This is a genomic window from Ralstonia mannitolilytica (assembly GCF_000954135.1).
GTDB lineage: Bacteria > Pseudomonadota > Gammaproteobacteria > Burkholderiales > Burkholderiaceae > Ralstonia > Ralstonia mannitolilytica.
Window position 1 is genome coordinate 3,424,818 of sequence record NZ_CP010799.1, and the last position, 18,521, is coordinate 3,443,338.

Here is an 18,521-nt window from a genome sequence, read left to right on the forward strand (position 1 = left end):
CTGGCCTTACTTGGGCGCAGCCACCGTCACGAGGGCCGGACGCAGCACGCGGTCAGCCAGCGTGTAGCCGCGCTGCAGCACTGTCACGACGGTGTTGGGCTCCTGCTCGGCCGGCACCATCGAGATGGCCTGGTGACGATGCGGGTCGAACTTTTCGCCCACGGGGTTCAGTTCCGTCACGCGCCCTTTCTCGAACGCCGCATAGAGTTGCTTGAGCGTGAGCTCGACGCCTTCGCGCAGCTTGGCCGCGTCGCCCGACGTGTCGGCCAGTGCAGCCTGCAGGCTGTCCATCACAGGCAGCAGGTACTCGGCAAAACCTTCGATGGCGAACTTGTGCGCCTTGGCCACGTCTTCCTGCGCGCGGCGGCGGATGTTCTCGCCCTCCGCGGTGGCGCGAGCCCAGTTTTCGTAGTTCTGGCGCGCTTTCTCTTCAGCGGCTTCCAGCTGACGGCGCAGTTCGGCGACATCCACGTCCGCCACGGCTTCGGCCACCGCGGCTTGATCACCGGCGACGGCTTGGGCCTCGGCGCTCGCGCGCTCTGCCTGGCTCGAATAGGCGTTGGCGGCCTGGCTGGCCGGGTCGGTCGGCTGGGCTTGCGTGTCCGGTTGCGATGGGGTTTCCGAAGTGTGTTTCATAGCGCTGGATAGAGGGACCGACGCACGGCACGTGCCGCGACAGGATCCACTGGATTTTTACGAACAATTTCTCCCCGATATGGGGCATTTGAGGCGCCTTTCAAGGGCGCAGGATGCCCGGCATCTGTGCGCCGTGCATCACGAAATACCGCGTTACAACTTTCATCCGCCTGCAACGGCACGGCAATTGCGGCACCACAATCGGCTGCCTATGATGCAAGAAAAAACTGGGGGGCGCGAGCTTCTACGAGGGTTCGTACCATGCATAACAAACTGCCTGTCCTGACCGTGCTCCTGCTGTTGACCCTGACCGCAGCCACGACGTTCATCTGCCTGTCTGGCGCCGTAACGCCGCGCTATACGGAATACGGCAGCGGCAAGGCGTTCTTCAAGCACTACATCGTCAAGCCGCCGCAGATGCAGCAGTTGCCGCGCGCCCTGAGCCTGTCAAGTTAGCACACACTCGCGCCGCATGCGTTATTGCCCGCCGAGCTTGTCGATGCGGCGCCGGTCCCGCTTGGTCGGGCGGCCGGCGATCTGCGTGGCCGGCTCACGATACAGCCGGCGCCTGTCGGCATCGGCTTCACGTTTGAGGCGGCTCGCGTCGGTCTCGGCGTAGAGCGTTTGCGCAACGGACGCGGGGCCGCGCACTTCGGCCAGCGCCAGCACCTGCACTTCCCACTGCTGTTCATGCGCGTGCACCCGCACGTGGTCGCCAATCTTGACGTCCCTGGACGGGCGGACCGGCTGGTCATTGATGTGCACGCGGCCGCGCTCCACGGCGTCGGTGGCCTGCGAGCGCGTCTTGAAGAAACGCGCCGCCCAGAGCCACTTGTCGATGCGCACGCGGTCTGCGGCGTCGGTGCTCACCTTCATGCCGCGGCTCCCTTGCTCTGGGCGCGCGTGCGGCTCGCTTCCAACACATGCGGATGTGTCAGCTTGAGCGGCCAGCCCTGCAGATGCGCCAGCGCAATATCGGCCATGCCGGCAATCCACGCCTCGTTGTCGTTGAGGCACGGGATGTAATGGAATTCCTTGCCACCCGCGACACGGAAGGTCGACTGCCCTTCCATGGCGATCTCCTCCAGCGTTTCGAGGCAGTCTGCAGGAAAGCCTGGGCAGAACACATCGACGCGATGGGTGCCGACGCGGCCAAGCTCTTCGAGCGTGGGCGCGGTATACGGCTGCAGCCACTCGGCGCGGCCAAAGCGCGACTGGAACGTCACGAGGTACTGCCCCGGCTGCAGGCCCAGCGCTTCGCCCAGCAAACGGCCGGTCTTCAGGCACTCGCAGTGATACGGATCGCCCAGTTCCAGGGTCCGTCGCGGCACACCATGGAACGACAGCAGCAGCTTGTCGCCGCGGGCAAAATCCGGTGCGCCGTGCTGGGCCCAGTACGCGCCCACCTGCTGGTGCAGCGCGTTGATGTAGGCCGGGTCATCATGGAAATGCTTCACGAGCCGCAGTTCAGGCTGATTGCGCATCTGGCCCAGCACGCGAAACACCTCGTCGAACGCCGTGGCCGTGGTGGTGCCGGAATACTGCGGGTACATCGGCAGCACCAGGATGCGCTCCACGCCCTGCTTGCGCAGCGCCTGCATGACGGATGGAATCGACGGATTGCCATAGCGCATCGCACAGGCGACCACCACATCGTGGCCCTGCGCGTTCAGCAGCTGCTGCAGCGCATGCGCCTGGCGCTCGCTGTAGACGAGCAGCGGCGAGCCCGTCATGTTGGCCTCGCGCAGCCAGATGCTTTCGTATTTGTGCGCCGACGTGCGCGAACGCAGCGGCACGATCAGTCCGTTGAGGATGAACCACCACACCGCGCGCGGAATTTCCACAACGCGGGGGTCGGACAGGAACTGACGCAGATAGCGGCCGACCTCGCGCGGCGAAGTGCCGTCAGGCGTGCCGAGATTGACGAGCAGGATCGCTGTGCGATCGGGCTGGCCGTGCTGGAACAGGGGTTCGGGCAAGAAGGGCATTGGGCGCGGTTCGCGGTAGACCGGTCGATTATACGAGCCGGTCCGCCGCGTCTGGCTTACGCCACTGCCACGCCATCCTTGACCACGCCCACGCTGGGGTTGAAGCCCATCGCATAGGCGAGGTCGGCGGGGCGGTCAATGCGCCAGAGTGCGAAATCGGCGGCGTAACCGGGGGCCAGCACGCCGCATGTGCCGGACAGCCCGAGGGCGGCGGCGGCATGGCGCGTGGCGCCCGTCAATGCCTCAAGCGGCGTCAGGCGGAACAGCGTGCAGGCCATGTTCATTGCGAGCAACAGCGACGTGAGCGGCGACGTGCCGGGATTGCAGTCGGTGGACACGGCCATGGGCACGCCTGCCTCGCGCAGGGCGGTCACGGGCGGCAGACGCGTTTCGCGCAGGCAGTAGAACGCACCGGGCAGCAGCACCGCCACGGTACCGGCCCGCGCCATGGCGGCGATGCCCTCGGCGGTCAGGCATTCGAGGTGGTCCGCAGAGAGGCCGCCGTAGCGCGCCACGAGCGCGGCACCGCCCTGGTCGGAAAGCTGCTCCGCATGCAGCTTGACCGGCAGACCGAGGCGCTGGGCCGCGTCGAACATGCGGGCCGTCTGCGCCGGTGAAAAGCCGATGGTTTCGCAGAACGCGTCGACCGCATCGACGAGGCCGTCGGCGGCGAGTGCGGGCAGCACGTCGGCGCAGAGGTGGTCGATGTAGTCGTTGGCGCGACCGGCAAATTCGGGCGGCACGGCGTGTGCGCCGAGGAACGTCGTGCGTACGCGCACCGGCAAGGTCTGGCCGAAGCGGCGCGCGACACGCAGCATGCGGCGCTCGGTTTCCAGATCGAGGCCGTAGCCGGATTTGATCTCGACGGTGGTAACGCCTTCGGCGCGCAGGGCATTCAGGCGCGGCAGGCTGGCCTCGGCCAATGCCTCTTCGCTGGCCGCACGCGTGGCCCGCACCGTGGAAACGATGCCGCCGCCCCCGCGCGCGATCTCCTCATACGGCACGCCGTTCAGGCGCGCTTCGAATTCATTGCTGCGGTTGCCGGCGTAGACGAGGTGCGTGTGGCAATCGATCAGCCCCGGCGTCAGCCACGCGCCGCCGCCGTCGTGCTCGCGTGTGGCGCGGGCATTCGGCGGCAGATCGGCGCGAGCACCGAGCCACGCGATGCGGCCATCCTTCACGGCGATGGCGCCATCGCGGATTTCGCCGTAACCGTCGGCATGGGCTGCCAGCGTGGCGAGGTGGACGTTGGTCCAAAGCGCATCCCAGTGCATGTCAGTCACGCGCCGCTCCTTGCAGGCCAATGCCGTCGGCCACCCGCGCGACGAGGCGCGCCGCCACGCGTGCGGTGTGGTTGTCGATGTCGAGCGATGGGTTCAGTTCCGCCACATCGGCCAGGCGCAGCTTGCCGGAACTGATGGCGCGGTCAACGATGGGCTCAATCACGTCCATCGACACGCCGCGTGCCGACGGTGCGCTCACGCCCGGCGCGATGCTGGCCGGCAAGACATCCAGGCACATCGTCAGGTAGACATGATCGACCTGGCTCAGGAACAGCTCGACGACCTGCAGCACGTGGCCGAGCTGGAGGATGTCCATCTCGTCGTCATGCATCCAGCGCACACCGAGCTGGCGGGCGCGGGCAAACAGTGCTTCGGTGTTCGCGTACGTGCTCACACCGAGGCACGCGTAATGGAATGGCCAGCCGCGTCTTGCGCAGTCTTCTGCGATCTGGCGGAACGGTGTGCCGGAGCTGCCGCGCTCGCCCGCGCGCAAATCGAAATGCGCGTCAAGATTCAGGATGCCGATGCGCGGCGGCGGTTCCGATTGGCCAGCCAGATGCCGCGCCAGGCCGTTGAACGACGCCCATGCAATCTCATGTCCGCCGCCCAGCGCGATCGGGAACGCACCGCGGTCGAGCAGGTCGTGCAGCACGCCCGACAGTTCCTCCTGCGCGGCTTCCAGCGCATCGCCCTGGCACGTCACGTCGCCCGCATCGACGACTACCCTGCCCGCCCGCGCAGGCAGGTTGGCCAGCATCTTGCGGATGGCGTTCGGGCCTGCCTGCGCACCGGTGCGCCCATGGTTGCGCGCGACACCCGCGTCGCAGGCGAAACCCGCCAGCGCAACGGTATTGGCCAGCGGCGTCGATGCATCGATGCGGCGCACCGTCTGGTGCCAACGCAAGCCAAGCGGGCCTTCCTCCGCATCGACACGGCCTTGCCAGACGGTAGGTTCGGCTTGGACGAGCATGGTCAGGCGAGCGAAAGATCGGCGAGGTGGTCGCGGCACGAATCGCCCAGGTCGCCATCGAGCACGAGGCGGCGGGCGGCTTCGATGTCGGGGGCGAACAGGCGATCTTCACCGTAGTACGCCACACGCGCGCGGATGCAGCCATGCGCACGCTGCAGCGTGGCGGACGTCGCCAGTGGCTTGTGGAAATCGATGCCCTGTGCCGCCGCCAGTGCTTCGATGCCGACGATGGTGGCGGTGTTCTCGGCCATGTCCTGCAGACGGCGGCCCGCGAAGGTCGCCATGCTGACGTGGTCTTCCTGGTTGGCCGAAGTCGGCAGGCTGTCGACGCTGGCCGGGTGGGCGAACGTCTTGTTTTCCGAAGCCAGCGCCGCAGCCGTGACGTGCGCGATCATGAAGCCCGAGTTCAGGCCCGGCTGCTCGACCAGAAACGGCGGCAGGCCAGACAGCGTGGAGTCGATCAGCAGCGCGATGCGGCGCTCCGACAGCGCACCGATCTCGGCGATCGCCATGGCGAGCATGTCGGCCGCAAACGCCACCGGTTCGGCATGGAAGTTGCCGCCCGAGATCACCTCACCGGCGTCGGCGTAGACCAGCGGGTTGTCGGTGACTGCGTTGGCTTCGGTGAGCAGCGTGGCGCCGGCCTGGCGGATCAGGTCGAAGCACGCGCCCATGACTTGCGGCTGGCAGCGCAGGCTGTACGGGTCCTGCACGCGCTTGTCGCCCACGAGGTGCGACTGGCGGATGGCGCTGCCGGCCAGCAGGTTGCGGTACACGGCGGCGGTGGCAATCTGCCCCTGCTGTCCGCGCACGGTGTGCACGCGTGGGTCGAACGGCGCGTCGCTGCCCTTGGCGGCGTCCACCGACAGGGCACCGGCCACGGTGGCAGCCTTCAGCAGGCGCTCGGCCAGGAACAGGCCGTTCAAGGCGAGCGCGGTCGACACCTGCGTGCCGTTGATGAGTGCCAGGCCTTCCTTGGCGGCCAGCGCGATGGGCTCGATGCCAGCGGCGGCCAGGGCTTCCCGCGCCGGCGTGCGCACACCGTTTACGCGCACATGGCCCTCGCCCAGCAGGGCCAGCGTCATGTGCGCCAGCGGCGCCAGATCGCCCGAAGCGCCGACCGAACCCTTGGACGGGATGCACGGCACGATGCCGGCGTTCAGCAGTGCCAGCAGCGTGTCGATCACGACACGGCGCACGCCGGAGTAGCCCCGCGCGAGGCTCGCCGCCTTCATCAGCAGCACGAGGCGCGCAACGTTGTCGCTCAGGTCTTCGCCCGTGCCGACGGCGTGCGAGAGGATCAGGTTGCGTTGCAGGCGCTCCAGCTCGTGCGTGGGGATCTGTGTCCTGGCCAGCAGGCCGAACCCGGTGTTGATGCCGTAGGCCGGGTCGCCCTTGGCGACGATGGCCTGCACCGTGGCGGCCGATGCCTCAATGGCCGCTGCGCAATCGCCCGACAGCACGACGGGCGTGGGCGCGAGCCACACGCGGCGCAGGTCATCGAACGTCATCGCGCCGGGTTGCAGCGTGAGGATGGGGGGCGTGGTCATGGTGTTCATGGAAATCTGCGTACGTCTGTGTCTTTAACTTAGCCGATCATCGGGAGGTTCAAACCGTTGCGCTTGGCGCAGGCGATGGCGGTTTCGTAACCGGCATCGGCATGGCGCATGACGCCCGAGCCCGAATCGTTGACGAGCACACGGCCCAGGCGCTTGGCCGCCGCGTCGGTGCCGTCGGCGACGATCACCACGCCCGAGTGCTGCGAATAGCCCATGCCGACACCGCCGCCATGGTGCAGCGACACCCACGTCGCGCCGCCCGCCGTGTTGAGCAGCGCGTTGAGCAGCGGCCAGTCCGACACGGCGTCGGTGCCGTCGCGCATCGCTTCGGTTTCGCGGTTGGGGCTGGCGACCGAGCCCGTGTCGAGGTGGTCGCGGCCGATCACGATCGGCGCCTTCAGCTCGCCATTCTTGACCATCTCGTTGAAAGCCAGACCGGCCAGGTGACGCTCGCCCAGGCCCAGCCAGCAGATGCGCGCGGGCAGGCCCTGGAAGGCGATGCGATCACGCGCCATGTCGAGCCAGCGATGCACGTGCGTGTTGTGTGGGAAGAGTTCCTTGATCTTGGCGTCGGTCTTGTAGATGTCTTCCGGATCGCCCGACAGCGCCACCCAGCGGAACGGGCCCTTGCCCTCGCAGAACAGCGGACGGATGTAGGCCGGCACGAAACCCGGGAAGTCGAAGGCGTTCTTCACGCCCTGGTCGAACGCGACCTGGCGGATGTTGTTGCCGTAGTCGACCGTCGGGATGCCCATGGCCTGGAAATCCAGCATGGCCTGCACGTGCACGGCGCAGGACTTGGCGGCCTCGTCGGTCAGGCGGGCGTGCTGCGACGGGTCACGTTGCGCAGCACGCCATTGCTCGACCGTCCAGCCAATCGGCAGATAGCCGTTGACCAGATCATGCGCCGAGGTCTGGTCGGTCACCAGATCCGGCTTCAGGCCACCGGCGCGGGCACGCTTGACCAGCTCCGGCAGGATTTCTGCCGCATTGCCGAGCAGGCCGATGGACACGGCCTCGCCGCGCTCGCAATGGTGGCGAATCAGGTTGAATGCGTCGTCGATGTCCTTGGCCTGCTTGTCGAGGTAGCGCGTACGCAGGCGGAAATCGATGCTCGATTGCTGGCACTCGATGTTCAGCGACACGGCGCCGGCCAGCGTGGCGGCCAGGGGCTGGGCGCCGCCCATGCCGCCCAGGCCGGCGGTCAGGATCCACTTGCCGGCCAGCTTGCCGTCGTAATGTTGGCGGCCGGCTTCGGCAAACGTCTCGTACGTGCCTTGCACGATGCCCTGGCTGCCGATGTAGATCCAGCTGCCGGCAGTCATCTGGCCGTACATGAACAGGCCCTTGCGATCCAGCTCGTTGAAGTGTGCCCAGTTCGCCCACTTGGGCACGAGGTTGGAGTTGGCGATCAAGACACGCGGCGCATCGGGGTGGGTCTTGAACACGCCCACCGGCTTGCCCGATTGCACGAGCAGCGATTCGTCGTCGTTCAGCTCGCGCAGCGTTTCCAGGATCTTGTCGAAGCAGGCCCAGTCGCGCGCGGCGCGGCCGATGCCGCCATACACGACGAGGTGCTTGGGGTTCTCGGCCACATCCGGGTCGAGGTTGTTCTGCAGCATCCGGTAAGCCGCTTCGGTCAGCCAGCTCTTGCAGTGCAGCTCGGTGCCGCGCGGGGCGCGGATCTCCCGCGAAGCGTCGTAGCGCGGGTCGTTGGTCAGGTGGACAGCGTCGATGGGGGCGTTCATGTGAGGTCTCCTGCAAACTCCAAAGGCATGCCGCACATCCTATGTTGTATATACAAATAAAGCAAGAGAACTTTACAACCTGGTGGCAAACCCCGATCATGGCTGCCATGCCTCCATCACATCGGTCCGCCATGCCGCGCCCCAAGGTCGCCCCCATGTCACAAGACGCACCCGCCAGCACCCCTGCCTTCCAGCGCATCAAGGAAGACATCCTGTTCCGCATTCGCAGCGGGGAATGGAAAGAGGGCGAGATGATTCCCGCTGAAGTCGCGCTCGCGCAGACGTTTGGCGTCTCGCGCATGACGGTCAACCGCGCGCTGCGCGAGCTGACCGCCGAGCAGATCCTCACGCGCGTGCAGGGGCTCGGGACGTTCGTCGCGCAGCAGAAGTACCAGGCGACGCTGGTGGCGATCCGCAACATCGCCGAGGAAATTGCCGCGCGCGGCCACCGGCACCGCGCCGAGCTGCATCAGCTCGAACGTGCGCGCGCCAATGAAGCGATGGCCGCGGCGTTCGGCGTGTCCACCGGGACGCTGCTGTTCCATTCCCTGATCGTGCACTTTGAAAACGACGTGCCGATCCAGGCGGAAGACCGCTGGGTGAATGCCGCGCTGGCGCCCGAGTACATGGAGCAGGATTTCACGCAGACCACGCCCAACGCCTACCTGATGCGGGCCGCACCGCTGCAGGGCGTGGAATACGGCATCGAGGCGCGCCTGCCCCCGCGCGAGATCGCCGAGATGCTCCACATGGACGCGCGCGAGCCGTGCCTGATGCTGCGGCGCAAGACGCTTTCCCAGGGCCAGGTCGCCTCGGTGGCGACCATGTGGCACCCGGGCGGGCGGTATCAGTTCACGGGGAGTTTCTGAGGCCTGGGCGGCCTAGGTGCGGCCCTTCCAGGGCACCACGCGTGCTTCGATGGCGCGCATGGCAAGGTCGAACGCCCACGCAATCGCACCGATGAGGACGATGCCCATCACCACGAGGTCGGTGCGCAGAAAGCTCGACGCGTTGAGCACCATCTGCCCGAGGCCCACCGTGGCGGCTACCATCTCGGCGGCCACCAGCGTGGTCCAGCCGAACCCGATGGCGATGCGCAAGCCGGTCAGGATCTCGGGCAGCGCCGCCGGCAGGATCACGTGGCGCACCACTTGCGTGAAGCTTGCGCCGAGCGCATATGCGGCGTTGATCTGCTCAAGCGTGGCGCTGCGTACGCCGGCACGCGCGGCCATGGCAATCGGTGCGAAGCAGGCAAGATAGATGACGACAATCTTCGCCCGCTCATCAATGCCCAGCCAGATGACCACGAGCGGCAGGTATGCCAGCGGCGGCAGCGGGCGATAAAACTCGATGGGCGGATCCAGTAAGCCGCGCGCGGTGCGGGAAACGCCCATCGCGAGGCCGATCGGTATGGCCGTCACGGCAGCCAGCGCAAACGCGCCGAAGACGCGCAGCGCGCTCCAGCCCAGATGCGACGCCAGCGGCTGGCCGCCTTGAATATCGCCATGCCAGGCATCGATGAACGCGCGCCCGACGGCCTGCGGTGAAGGCAGGAACAACGGCGGCACCCAATGGAAGGTGGTTGCCGCCCACCAGAGCACGACCAACGCCGTCACCGACAACACACTGAGCCGCAATGCGCTGCCCTCGCCCGGCAGACGATAGCCGCGCAGCCTGTGCGCCGGCCTGCTCGAAGGCGGCGCTGCAACGACGGAGGCACGCTCCAGCACGGGAGTTTCGAGCGCGCTCATGCGAGCAGCTCCTCGGGGGCATGGTGGATCAGCGCCAATACACGCTCGCGCCAGGCAATGAATTCCGGCGACGATTTCACCGCGCGGGCGTCGCCGCCTCCCAGCGCCTGTCGAGAGAACGGCAGATCGAATGTCTGCACGATGCGGCCCGGCGATGGCGACATCACGATCAGGCGCGTCGCCAGGAACAGCGCCTCCTCCACGTCGTGCGTGATGAAGAAAACGGTCGTGCCGGTGCGCTGCCAGACATCGAGCACCAGCGTCTGCATGGTCTCGCGCGTCAACGCGTCGAGCGCGCCCATCGGTTCGTCCATCAGCAGAACGCGGGGCTCCGTCGCCAGCGCGCGGGCGATGCCGACACGCTGCTGCATGCCGCCGGACAAGGCATACACCGGCGACGCGGCATGCGCTTCCAACCCGACCAGCCGCAGCAGCTTCAGCGCCCGCGCATGCCGCGTCCTGCGATCGACACCGCGCAGCTTCAGGCCGAGGGCCACGTTGTCGCGCACGTTCAGCCACGGCATCAGGCCGTAGCGTTGGAAGACCACGCCGCGCTCGGCCCCCGGTCCATCGACCTCGCGCCCGTCGAGCAGAATCTGCCCGGCCGTGGGCGCAACGAAGCCGGCCAGGCAGTTCAGCAGCGTCGTCTTCCCGCATCCCGACGCGCCGAGCGCGACGACGAATTCGCCAGCCTGGATCGACAGGTCCACGCCGCCGAGCGCCTGCGTCGTGCGGCCTTGCGCATCGGAGTAGTCGACACGCAGGCCGCGTACTTCAATGCGGCTCATCGCGCTGCCGTCGCCACGGCCTTCGCCCCACCGGCGACGCGCTGCACGAAACGCGCATCGACAACCGGGCCGTAATCCGGCAGCACGGCCTGGATCGTGCCCTGCGTCTTCAGGAACTGCGCGGTGGCCAACAGCGATTGCGCCGCGCCCGATTGCGCGCCGCCGCCCAGCCACCGGTTAGACGCCTGTTCCGCCGCATCCGGGAACGCATACAGCGCCAGGCTTGCCGGCACGTCAGCGGCCGTCGCGCCAGAAGTCTTGGCCACTGCCGCCACTTGTGGCGAAGTGGCCGTCCACGCTGCCTTGTTGTCACGATAGGCCGCATCGGCCTTGGCCAGCACCTCGACGAACTTGGCGAGGAAGTCGGCATGGTCGCGCGCGAACTTGCGGTCGGCCACGAAGCCGTCGAAGGTGGACTTGCCGGTGGCGGCGGCGATCCTGCCGGAGGTGGTCAGCACCGTGCCGGTCTTCTTTACCTTGGCGAGCACCGGATCCCAGATGAACGCGGCATCGACGTCGCCCCGATCCCACGCGGCCGACAACTCCTGCGGCCGCAGGTTGACGACCTTCACATCGCGCGGGTCCAGGCCGGCCTGCTGCAGCGCCACCAGGGCGTGGAAATGCGACGTCGACACATACGGCACGCCCAGCGTCTTGCCCTTCAGGTCGGCCACGCGCGAGACGCCGCTGCCGTTGCGCGCGACCAGCGCCTCGGCGTCGTTGATGTTGTCGAGAATCCAGAACAGCGACAGGCCAACGCCCTGCGACACGCCGGCTGCAATCGGGCTCGATCCCGCCTCGCCAATCTGCACCGAGCCCGCCGCAATGGCGCGCACGACATCCGCGCCGCTGGCGAGCTGGCGGTAGGTCACCTTGTAGCCGGTGGCGCGCTCCACTTCGCCGGTGGCCTGGGCGTAGCGCCACGGCAGCACCATGTCCTGATACGCGATGACGACCTCGCGCTCGGCCGCACGCGCCGGGGCGGCGCCGAGCAAGGTCAACGAAACGGCCGCGGACAGCGCCGCGGCAAGCCAACGGAAACGGGAAGAACCAGCCATGAAAGACTCCGGCAGAAGAGAACCGCGCACATGCGCCGGAGTCGATTGTGTGAGACGGCAGACCGCGCTGTCGTCGAAGAAAATCGGCTGAGCTTATGCCTCTGGCTAAGAAGCCGCTTCAGGGCCGTTCTTGGCAGGCGTGCAGCCGCGGACGGTCCAGCCCTGCAGCACCTCCGAATCAATACTGGCTGAGCGTGCTGGACAGCAGCTTGGCCGTGATGTCCACGATCGGGATCACGCGCTCGTACGCCATGCGCATCGGCCCGATCACGCCCAGCGTGCCGACGATCTTGCCGTCCACCTCGTACGGCGCGGTGATGACGGCCATGTCTTCGTGCGGCACGAGGCTGCTCTCGCCGCCGATGAAGATCTGCACGCCTTCCGCGCGGCTGGACACATCCAGCAGCTGCAGCAGGCCGGTCTTCTGCTCGAACACGGCGAACAGGCGGCGCAGCTTGTCCATCGAAGACGACAGGTCTTCCACATCGAGCAGCTTGCGCTCGCCCGAGATGACCACCGGGTCCTCTTCCGACACGGCGCTGCTGCCGGCTTCCACCGCCGCCTGCATCAGCGTGGTCATGTCGGCCTGCAGCGCGGACAGCTCGCCGCGCAGGCGTTCGCGCACGGCATCGAAGGTCATGCCGCCGTAATGCGCATTGATGTAGTTGGCCGCCTCCACGAGCTGCGACGGCGTGTACGGCGTCTCGGTATGGATGATGCGGTTCTGCACGTCGCCCTCGGGCGTGACGACGATCAGGAGGATGCGCGTCTCCGACAGGCGCAGGAATTCGATCTGCCGGAACGCATGCGTGCGGCGCGGCGTCATCACGATGCCGGCAAACTGCGAGAGGTTGGAGAGCGTCTGCGCGGCCGCCGCAATCACCCGCTGTGACGATTCGGAGCCATGCGAGGCGAGCTGCGCACGCACCTGCTCGGCAATCGCGCCCGCCATCTGCTGTGCCATGCGGTCTTGCGAGCTGAGCACATCCAGCGGACTGGCCGTCAGCATGGTGTCGACGAAGAGCCGGTAGCCCCGCGGCGTGGGCACCCGCCCGGCCGAGGTGTGCGGGCTGGCGATGAAGCCCATTTCCTCCAGGTCGGCCATCACATTGCGGATGGTGGCCGGCGACAGATCAAGCCCCGAATACTTCGACAAGGTGCGCGAGCCGACAGGCTGGCCCTCGGCGATATACCGTTCGATCAGGGTCTTGAGAAGGATGGTGGCGCGCTTGTCCATGATTCTCCAATTTTACGCAAAATCGCCCCCAGACAACCGGTGACGTTGGCGTTTCCCGCCAAACTTCCTCAGACGTGGCGGGGGTCATATCGATATGGTGTAATGCGCGCATGTCGATTCCCCCGTCCGCCGTGGCCCCGCAAGCTCCCGCCGCCTCGCCCGCCTCCCCGTTCAAGACCGTCGCGCTGGTCGGCCGGTATTCGGCCGCCAACATCGCCGGGCCGCTCATGGAGCTGGCGTCATGCATTGCGGCGCGCGGGCATGACATCGTGTTCGAGCGCGATACGGCACTCAACATCGGCGTCCAGGACTACCCTGCCCTGCCGCCCGAACAGATGGCGCGCCAGGCCGACGTGGCGGTGGTACTGGGCGGCGACGGCACGCTGCTGGGCATCGGCCGCCACCTGGCCGGGGCGAACGTGCCCGTGATCGGCGTCAACCACGGGCGGCTCGGCTTTATGACCGACATCCCGTTCGAAGACGTCCACACCGTGCTGCCCGACATGCTGTCCGGTCGCTACGAGGCGGAAATCCGCACGCTGCTGCAGGCCCAGGTCGTGCGCGACGACGACATCATCTTCTCGGCGCTGGCGTTCAATGACGTGGTGGTCAACCGTTCGGGCTTCTCCGGCATGGTGGAGCTCGCCGTGTCGGTCGATGGCTTCTTCATGTACAACCAGCGTTCGGACGGCCTGATCGTCTCCACGCCCACCGGCTCGACCGCCTATGCGCTGTCCGCCGGCGGGCCGATCCTGCATCCGGCACTCTCGGGGCTGGTGCTGGTGCCGATCGCGCCGCACTCGCTGTCGAACCGGCCGATCGTCATTCCGCACGATGCCGAGGTCGTCATCCAGGTGACGAGCGGGCGCGACGCCAGCGTCAACTTCGACATGCAGTCGCTGACGTCGCTGCTGCCCGGCGACCGCATCGTGGTGCGCCGCTCCGAGCGCACCGTGCAATTGCTGCACCCGGTCGGCTACAACTACTACGCCACGCTGCGCAAGAAGCTGCACTGGCACGAGTATCCGACCGAAGACAACCGTCTTTAAGACCTGCCCATGATCCTGCTGCGCGGACCGATCCTGAACATGCCATGCTCGCCGTACCCTTGTACGGCAGCGTCGTTCACTTCACCGTCGGCCGCTCGCTACGGGTCCTGAGCCGGTTCCAGCCACAACCCTTCCCGCCATGCTGCGCAGTCTCACCATCCGCGATTTCGTCATCGTCCATGCGCTGGATCTCGACCTGGCCGACGGCTTTACCGTCTTTACCGGCGAGACGGGCGCGGGCAAGTCCATCCTGATCGACGCCCTGGCCCTGACCCTGGGTGAGCGCGCCGATGCCGCCGTGGTGCGCGAGGGCGCGCCACGCGCCGACATCACCGCCGCGTTTGACGTGCAGCCCCACGTGGCCGCGTGGCTCGAGGCGCACGAGCTTCATGATGACGACGGCATGATCCTGCTGCGCCGCACCGTCGATGCCGCCGGCCGCAGCAAGGCGTTCATCAACGGCGCGGCCGTCACGCTAGCGCAGTTGCGCGAGGTGGGGGAGCAGCTCGTCGATATCCATGGTCAGCACGCGCATCAGCTGCTGCTCAAGACCGACGCGCAGCGCAGCCTGCTTGACGCCCACGCCGGCCTCGAAGACGACGTGCGCGCGGTGAGCGAACGCTATCGCGCCTGGCAGACCGTGGTGCGCCAGCGCGAAGCGGCCGAGCAGCAATCGCGCGAAGCGCAACTCGAACGCGAGCGCATCGAATGGCAGGTCAATGAGCTGCAGAAGCTCGCCCCGCAACCCGGCGAGTGGGAAGACGTGCAGGCCGAGCACCATCGCCTGTCGCACGCGGCAAGCCTGATCGAGGGCACGCGGGCGGCGCTCGATGGCCTGTCGGAATCGGAAGACGCGGTGCTCACGCAGCTCGGCGCGACGCTGCATACGCTGCGCGAGCTCGCCGAGATCGACCCGTCCCTCGCCGACGTGCTGGCGGCGCTGGAGCCGGCCGAGGTGCAGATCCAGGAAGCCGTGCATACGCTTGCCCGCTACGCCGATCGCGCCGAACTCGACCCGGAGCGGCTCGCGGAAGTCGATGCGCGCATGCAGGCGCTGCACACCATGGCGCGCAAGTACCGCGTGGCGCCCGAGACCCTGCCTGCGGAGCTCGCAGACCGCGAGGCACAGCTCGCTGCGCTGCAGGCCGCCGCAGACCTCGACGCGCTGCAGGCGCAGGAAGCCCAGGCCCGCGCCGCCTACATGGAAGTCGCACAGGCGCTGTCACGCGCCCGCACCAAGGCCGCGCGTGAACTGGCCGAGGCGGTGACCGGCGCCATGCAGGGCCTGTCGATGGCCGGCGGGCGTTTCGACATCGCGCTGCATGCCCTCGAACATGGCGGTGCGGCAGGGCTGGAGCAGGTGGAATTCCTCGTCGCCGGGCATGCAGGCGTGTCGCCGCGGCCGCTGGCGAAGGTCGCGTCGGGGGGCGAACTGGCGCGTATCAGCCTGGCCATCTCGGTGATTGCCAGCGAGGCCAGCCCGACGCCGACGCTCATCTTCGATGAGGTCGACTCCGGCATCGGTGGGGCGGTTGCCGAAGTCGTGGGCCGGCGTCTGCGCGAGCTTGGTACGCGCCGCCAGGTGCTGTGCGTGACGCACCTGCCGCAAGTGGCTGCGCTGGCCAACCACCACATCCAGGTGGCCAAGCGCACCGTGGCCGGCAGCACGCGTTCGGACCTCGTCGTCCTGGACGCCAGCAGCCGTGTCGACGAGATCGCGCGCATGCTGGGCGGGGCGTCACTCACCGACACCACGCGCCGCCACGCCGACGAGATGCTCGCCGCGGGCCGCGCACAACCGGCGCCGGCCGCTGCGGCGCGCAAACCCCGCCGCGTGGCACAGTGATCGCCTATACCGGAGACAAGGGCGTCGACATGGGCGCCCACGCGCGTGCGCTGCCGCGTGCCAATTCGATCCAACACTTCCTAGGAGAACCGCATGGCCCAACCGGCTGCTCGACCCCGATCCCTGCTGTCACGTGCCAAGCCCGCGCTGGCGGTGGCCGTCGGCCTTTGCCTGCTGGCCGCGTGCAAGTCGGTGCCGGCCATTGATCCGGGCAAACCGCCCGCCATGGACCCCACCTCGGCCAACACCCAGCCGCCCGCTTCGGTCTCGGCCGCGCATCCCCTTGGCGACATCATCGTCGGCCTGAGCACGCCGACGACGGCCTCCACCACCGTGCAGAGCTTGGTGGACGCAGCCGGCGCGCGCGCCACGCCGCGCCTGGCGTTTGCCGTCGTGCGGCCGATGTCGGGCGGCTTCTGGGTCGTGCGGGCCAGCTCAGGCGATGCCTCGGCCACCCTGGACGGCGCCGTCGCAGCGCTGCGTTCAGCACCAGGCATTGCCTCGGCCGATGCGGATCGCGTCATGAAGCTCCAGCGCCAATAGGTGCGTTCCCACTGTGAATCAACAAGGGCGCTCGGGGCGCCCTTTTTTGTGCCCACGGCCTGCAGGCGGGTCCGTTTTCTGCTGATTCCACGGCGGCGCGCTGGCCATCCCCGCCATGCACTGCATACGACGACGTGACGGCATCAGGACAGGCTGCGTGCTACCTTTGGTTTTGTGTAACGTTCTGTCAACGATTGCATCGAGCCAGCGTTTCACAACAGACCCAGATGCCACGGAGCGCGCACCGATGACCCCTTCCCTCTTCCGGCTGAAGTCCTGGCTCCGTGCAGGCGCCAGCGCCATGTGCATCGCCGCGGTGCTGGGGGCCCAGCCGGCCACGGCGGCCACGCCGCAGCCGGCGTACACCGGCGACGTGATCATCAAATGGCGCGACGACACCGGTGGCACGCGCAAGACGCTGTCCGCCAGCGAGGCCGGCAACCGGCTGCTGTCGGTCGCACAAGCGGCGGGCAGCACGCTGCAGGTCAAGCGCACGCTTGGCACCAACGCGCAACTGCTGCGCACCGGCCTCACCGATGCGGCCAGCATCGAAGCCACGGCGGCAAAGCTCGCCCAGGACGCGCGCGTGGCGTACGCCGTGCCGGATCGGATCCTTCGGCCCAATGTCATCCCGAACGACACGCGGTTCGCCGTGCAGAACAACCTCGCGTCGCCCACCGTCGTGCCGGGCGGCATCAACGTGGCCTCGGCCTGGGACATCACGCAGGGTTCGTCCAGCATCGTGGTCGCGGTGGTGGACACCGGCTACACCGACCACCCCGATCTGACGGGAAAAATCCTGCCCGGCTACAACTTCATCTCCGACCCCGTGCGCGCGGGCAACTCGTCCGGGCGCGGGTCGGATGCGCATGACCTTGGCGACGGGGTGACCAGCGCAACGCAGTATCCGAGCCTTGGCTGCTCGACGTCGGACACGTATCCGCAGCCCAACAGTTGGCACGGCACCGAGGTCGCCAGTGTGCTTGCCGCCGCGACCAACAATGGACGCGACATCGCCGGCGTGGGCTGGAACACGCAGTTCGTACCGGTACGCGTGTCGGGCAAATGCGGCGCGCTGCTCTCCGACACCGTGGACGGCATGCTGTGGGCCGGCGGCCTTGCCGTTGCCGGCGCTCCTACGAACAACCACCCGGCGCGTATCGTCAACGTCAGCCTTGGGAGCACGGGCCAATGTTCGGCGGCGGAGCAGGATGCGGTGAACCAGCTCGCCGCGCGCGGCACGATCGTTGTGGCAGCCGCAGGCAATGAGGCGGCCCAAAGCGTGGACGCGCCAGCCAACTGCACGGGCGTCATCGCCGTGACCGCGCACGTCGACAGCGGTGAAAACGCCAGCTACGCGAATGTCGGATCGCAGGTTGCACTGTCCGCCCCGGGTGGGGGCTGCGGCAACTCCAAGGTCATCACCGCCACCGATCCTCCAACCTGCGCCGAGGCGCAATCGGTCATTCAGGCCGATTCCAATGACGGCACGCAGAGCCTTGGCAACTACGTGGTCAAACAGGTCGCCGGCACCAGCTTCTCGACGCCGGAAGTTGCCGGGACCATCGCACTCATGCTGAGCGTGCAGCCGCAGTTGTCGAATGCGCAGGTGCTGGCCGGGCTGCAGCAGACAGCGCGGCCGCATCCGAGCGGCACGTTCTGCGCCAACAACCCCGGCGTCTGCGGGGCGGGGCTGCTCGATGCGGCCGGTGCGGTGGCCTATGCCCAGCGCACGGCGGGGGCAGGGATCGGCAGTGGTGCGGTGGTGAGCGGTTCTGGTGGGTCGGGCGGAGGTGGGGGCACCGTCCCGCTAGTCGGTGCGGCATTGCTGCTGGCGGGTGGCATGGCCTGCGGCAGGCGTCGCCGGACGGCCACTTAGGCGCACACCGCTGCACCCGGCGAGGCGCTCACCGTTGACGCCCCCCGAAAGTTGGGGGTGAATAGAGATATAAAAATTACTAAACAGCGCACTTAGCCTGTTTAAGCAGAAAAACGCGGGAATCTTGGGATAATTCCGGCTCATTTTTCTACAACAACAGGGTTCATTCAATGAAGTCGATCGCCC

Annotated in this window: 17 protein-coding genes; 6 read left to right on the top strand and 11 right to left on the bottom strand. The window is 67.5% G+C overall.

Annotated features, from left to right (window positions below; all coding sequences use genetic code 11):
• Window positions 1-6: 6 nt before the first annotated feature.
• Entirely contained in the window at window positions 7-636 is a 630-nt protein-coding gene (gene grpE / locus TK49_RS16150) for a nucleotide exchange factor GrpE (protein ID WP_045787616.1), read from the bottom strand.
• 261 nt (window positions 637-897) lie between these two features.
• On the opposite strand from grpE, the gene TK49_RS16155 reads away from it, so the two are divergent.
• Window positions 898-1,092: a hypothetical protein gene (locus tag TK49_RS16155; RefSeq protein WP_045787617.1), complete on the top strand. Its 195-nt coding sequence runs from the start codon at window positions 898-900 to the stop codon at window positions 1,090-1,092.
• A 21-nt stretch (window positions 1,093-1,113) separates the two neighbouring features.
• On the opposite strand, the gene TK49_RS16160 is transcribed toward TK49_RS16155, so the two are convergent.
• From TK49_RS16160 to hutU, 6 genes are read right to left on the bottom strand one after another with little or no spacing between them, the layout of a single operon-like run.
• The gene (locus tag TK49_RS16160; protein WP_045787618.1) at window positions 1,114-1,512 is read right to left on the bottom strand and encodes an RNA-binding S4 domain-containing protein; all 399 of its coding nucleotides are present in this window, start codon (window positions 1,510-1,512) and stop codon (window positions 1,114-1,116) included.
• On the bottom strand, window positions 1,509-2,624 hold the full coding sequence (hemH, locus tag TK49_RS16165) for a ferrochelatase (protein WP_045787619.1): 1,116 nt from the start codon (window positions 2,622-2,624) through the stop codon (window positions 1,509-1,511). Before hemH ends, TK49_RS16160 begins: the two co-directional genes overlap by 4 nt.
• Window positions 2,625-2,680: 56 nt before the next feature.
• Window positions 2,681-3,898: an imidazolonepropionase gene (gene hutI / locus TK49_RS16170; RefSeq protein ID WP_394372218.1), complete on the bottom strand. Its 1,218-nt coding sequence runs from the start codon at window positions 3,896-3,898 to the stop codon at window positions 2,681-2,683.
• 1 nt (window position 3,899) lies between these two features.
• Window positions 3,900-4,877: a formimidoylglutamase gene (hutG, locus tag TK49_RS16175; RefSeq protein ID WP_045787621.1), complete on the bottom strand. Its 978-nt coding sequence runs from the start codon at window positions 4,875-4,877 to the stop codon at window positions 3,900-3,902.
• Window positions 4,878-4,879: 2 nt separating this feature from the next.
• Complete coding sequence (gene hutH, locus TK49_RS16180; RefSeq protein ID WP_045787622.1) at window positions 4,880-6,436, bottom strand: histidine ammonia-lyase; 1,557 nt, start codon at window positions 6,434-6,436, stop codon at window positions 4,880-4,882.
• 29 nt (window positions 6,437-6,465) lie between these two features.
• A complete protein-coding gene (gene hutU / locus TK49_RS16185; RefSeq protein ID WP_045787623.1) occupies window positions 6,466-8,184 on the bottom strand; it encodes a urocanate hydratase in 1,719 nt (572 codons plus the stop codon).
• Between the two features lie 155 nt (window positions 8,185-8,339).
• Here hutU and hutC point away from each other — a divergent pair, with 155 nt between their 5' ends.
• Complete coding sequence (gene hutC / locus TK49_RS16190; protein WP_045787935.1) at window positions 8,340-9,053, top strand: histidine utilization repressor; 714 nt, start codon at window positions 8,340-8,342, stop codon at window positions 9,051-9,053.
• A 12-nt stretch (window positions 9,054-9,065) separates the two neighbouring features.
• On the opposite strand, the gene TK49_RS16195 is transcribed toward hutC, so the two are convergent.
• The 4 genes from TK49_RS16195 to hrcA form a co-directional block, all read right to left on the bottom strand.
• On the bottom strand, window positions 9,066-9,935 hold the full coding sequence (locus TK49_RS16195; protein WP_045787624.1) for an ABC transporter permease subunit: 870 nt from the start codon (window positions 9,933-9,935) through the stop codon (window positions 9,066-9,068).
• Window positions 9,932-10,723: a taurine ABC transporter ATP-binding protein gene (locus TK49_RS16200; RefSeq protein ID WP_045787625.1), complete on the bottom strand. Its 792-nt coding sequence runs from the start codon at window positions 10,721-10,723 to the stop codon at window positions 9,932-9,934. Before TK49_RS16200 ends, TK49_RS16195 begins: the two co-directional genes overlap by 4 nt.
• On the bottom strand, window positions 10,720-11,781 hold the full coding sequence (tauA, locus tag TK49_RS16205; RefSeq protein ID WP_045787626.1) for a taurine ABC transporter substrate-binding protein: 1,062 nt from the start codon (window positions 11,779-11,781) through the stop codon (window positions 10,720-10,722). The genes TK49_RS16200 and tauA overlap by 4 nt, the downstream gene beginning before the upstream one ends.
• Before the next feature lie 178 nt (window positions 11,782-11,959).
• Window positions 11,960-13,018 carry a heat-inducible transcriptional repressor HrcA gene (gene hrcA / locus TK49_RS16210; protein ID WP_045787627.1) on the bottom strand — a complete coding sequence of 353 codons (1,059 nt, stop codon included), beginning with the start codon at window positions 13,016-13,018 and terminating at the stop codon, window positions 11,960-11,962.
• Window positions 13,019-13,128: 110 nt separating this feature from the next.
• Here hrcA and TK49_RS16215 point away from each other — a divergent pair, with 110 nt between their 5' ends.
• The 4 genes from TK49_RS16215 (at window position 13,129) to TK49_RS16230 (ending at window position 18,335) form a co-directional block, all read left to right on the top strand.
• Window positions 13,129-14,067, top strand: coding sequence for an NAD kinase (locus tag TK49_RS16215; protein ID WP_045787628.1), 939 nt, complete (start codon window positions 13,129-13,131; stop codon window positions 14,065-14,067).
• Window positions 14,068-14,206: 139 nt separating this feature from the next.
• Window positions 14,207-15,913 (top strand): DNA repair protein RecN, encoded by a 1,707-nt coding sequence (gene recN, locus TK49_RS16220; protein ID WP_045787629.1) that lies wholly within the window; start codon window positions 14,207-14,209, stop codon window positions 15,911-15,913.
• 93 nt (window positions 15,914-16,006) lie between these two features.
• Window positions 16,007-16,456: a hypothetical protein gene (locus TK49_RS16225; protein ID WP_045787630.1), complete on the top strand. Its 450-nt coding sequence runs from the start codon at window positions 16,007-16,009 to the stop codon at window positions 16,454-16,456.
• A gap of 247 nt (window positions 16,457-16,703) precedes the next feature.
• Window positions 16,704-18,335 (top strand): S8 family peptidase, encoded by a 1,632-nt coding sequence (locus tag TK49_RS16230; RefSeq protein WP_045787631.1) that lies wholly within the window; start codon window positions 16,704-16,706, stop codon window positions 18,333-18,335.
• Window positions 18,336-18,521: the final 186 nt, after the last annotated feature.

Bases quoted from the DNA above. Each gene is read 5' to 3' on its own strand.
- TK49_RS16230 (WP_045787631.1), top strand. From the start codon at position 16,704: ATGACCCCTTCCCTCTTCCGGCTGAAGTCCTGGCTCCGTGCAGGCGCC.
- hutU (WP_045787623.1), bottom strand. From the start codon at position 8,184: ATGAACGCCCCCATCGACGCTGTCCACCTGACCAACGACCCGCGCTAC.
- recN (WP_045787629.1), top strand. From the start codon at position 14,207: ATGCTGCGCAGTCTCACCATCCGCGATTTCGTCATCGTCCATGCGCTG.
- hemH (WP_045787619.1), bottom strand. From the start codon at position 2,624: ATGCCCTTCTTGCCCGAACCCCTGTTCCAGCACGGCCAGCCCGATCGC.
- TK49_RS16160 (WP_045787618.1), bottom strand. From the start codon at position 1,512: ATGAAGGTGAGCACCGACGCCGCAGACCGCGTGCGCATCGACAAGTGG.
- hutC (WP_045787935.1), top strand. From the start codon at position 8,340: ATGTCACAAGACGCACCCGCCAGCACCCCTGCCTTCCAGCGCATCAAG.
- hutH (WP_045787622.1), bottom strand. From the start codon at position 6,436: ATGAACACCATGACCACGCCCCCCATCCTCACGCTGCAACCCGGCGCG.
- TK49_RS16225 (WP_045787630.1), top strand. From the start codon at position 16,007: ATGGCCCAACCGGCTGCTCGACCCCGATCCCTGCTGTCACGTGCCAAG.
- TK49_RS16155 (WP_045787617.1), top strand. From the start codon at position 898: ATGCATAACAAACTGCCTGTCCTGACCGTGCTCCTGCTGTTGACCCTG.
- hrcA (WP_045787627.1), bottom strand. From the start codon at position 13,018: ATGGACAAGCGCGCCACCATCCTTCTCAAGACCCTGATCGAACGGTAT.
- tauA (WP_045787626.1), bottom strand. From the start codon at position 11,781: ATGGCTGGTTCTTCCCGTTTCCGTTGGCTTGCCGCGGCGCTGTCCGCG.
- hutG (WP_045787621.1), bottom strand. From the start codon at position 4,877: ATGCTCGTCCAAGCCGAACCTACCGTCTGGCAAGGCCGTGTCGATGCG.
- TK49_RS16215 (WP_045787628.1), top strand. From the start codon at position 13,129: ATGTCGATTCCCCCGTCCGCCGTGGCCCCGCAAGCTCCCGCCGCCTCG.
- hutI (WP_394372218.1), bottom strand. From the start codon at position 3,898: ATGCACTGGGATGCGCTTTGGACCAACGTCCACCTCGCCACGCTGGCA.
- TK49_RS16195 (WP_045787624.1), bottom strand. From the start codon at position 9,935: ATGAGCGCGCTCGAAACTCCCGTGCTGGAGCGTGCCTCCGTCGTTGCA.
- TK49_RS16200 (WP_045787625.1), bottom strand. From the start codon at position 10,723: ATGAGCCGCATTGAAGTACGCGGCCTGCGTGTCGACTACTCCGATGCG.
- grpE (WP_045787616.1), bottom strand. From the start codon at position 636: ATGAAACACACTTCGGAAACCCCATCGCAACCGGACACGCAAGCCCAG.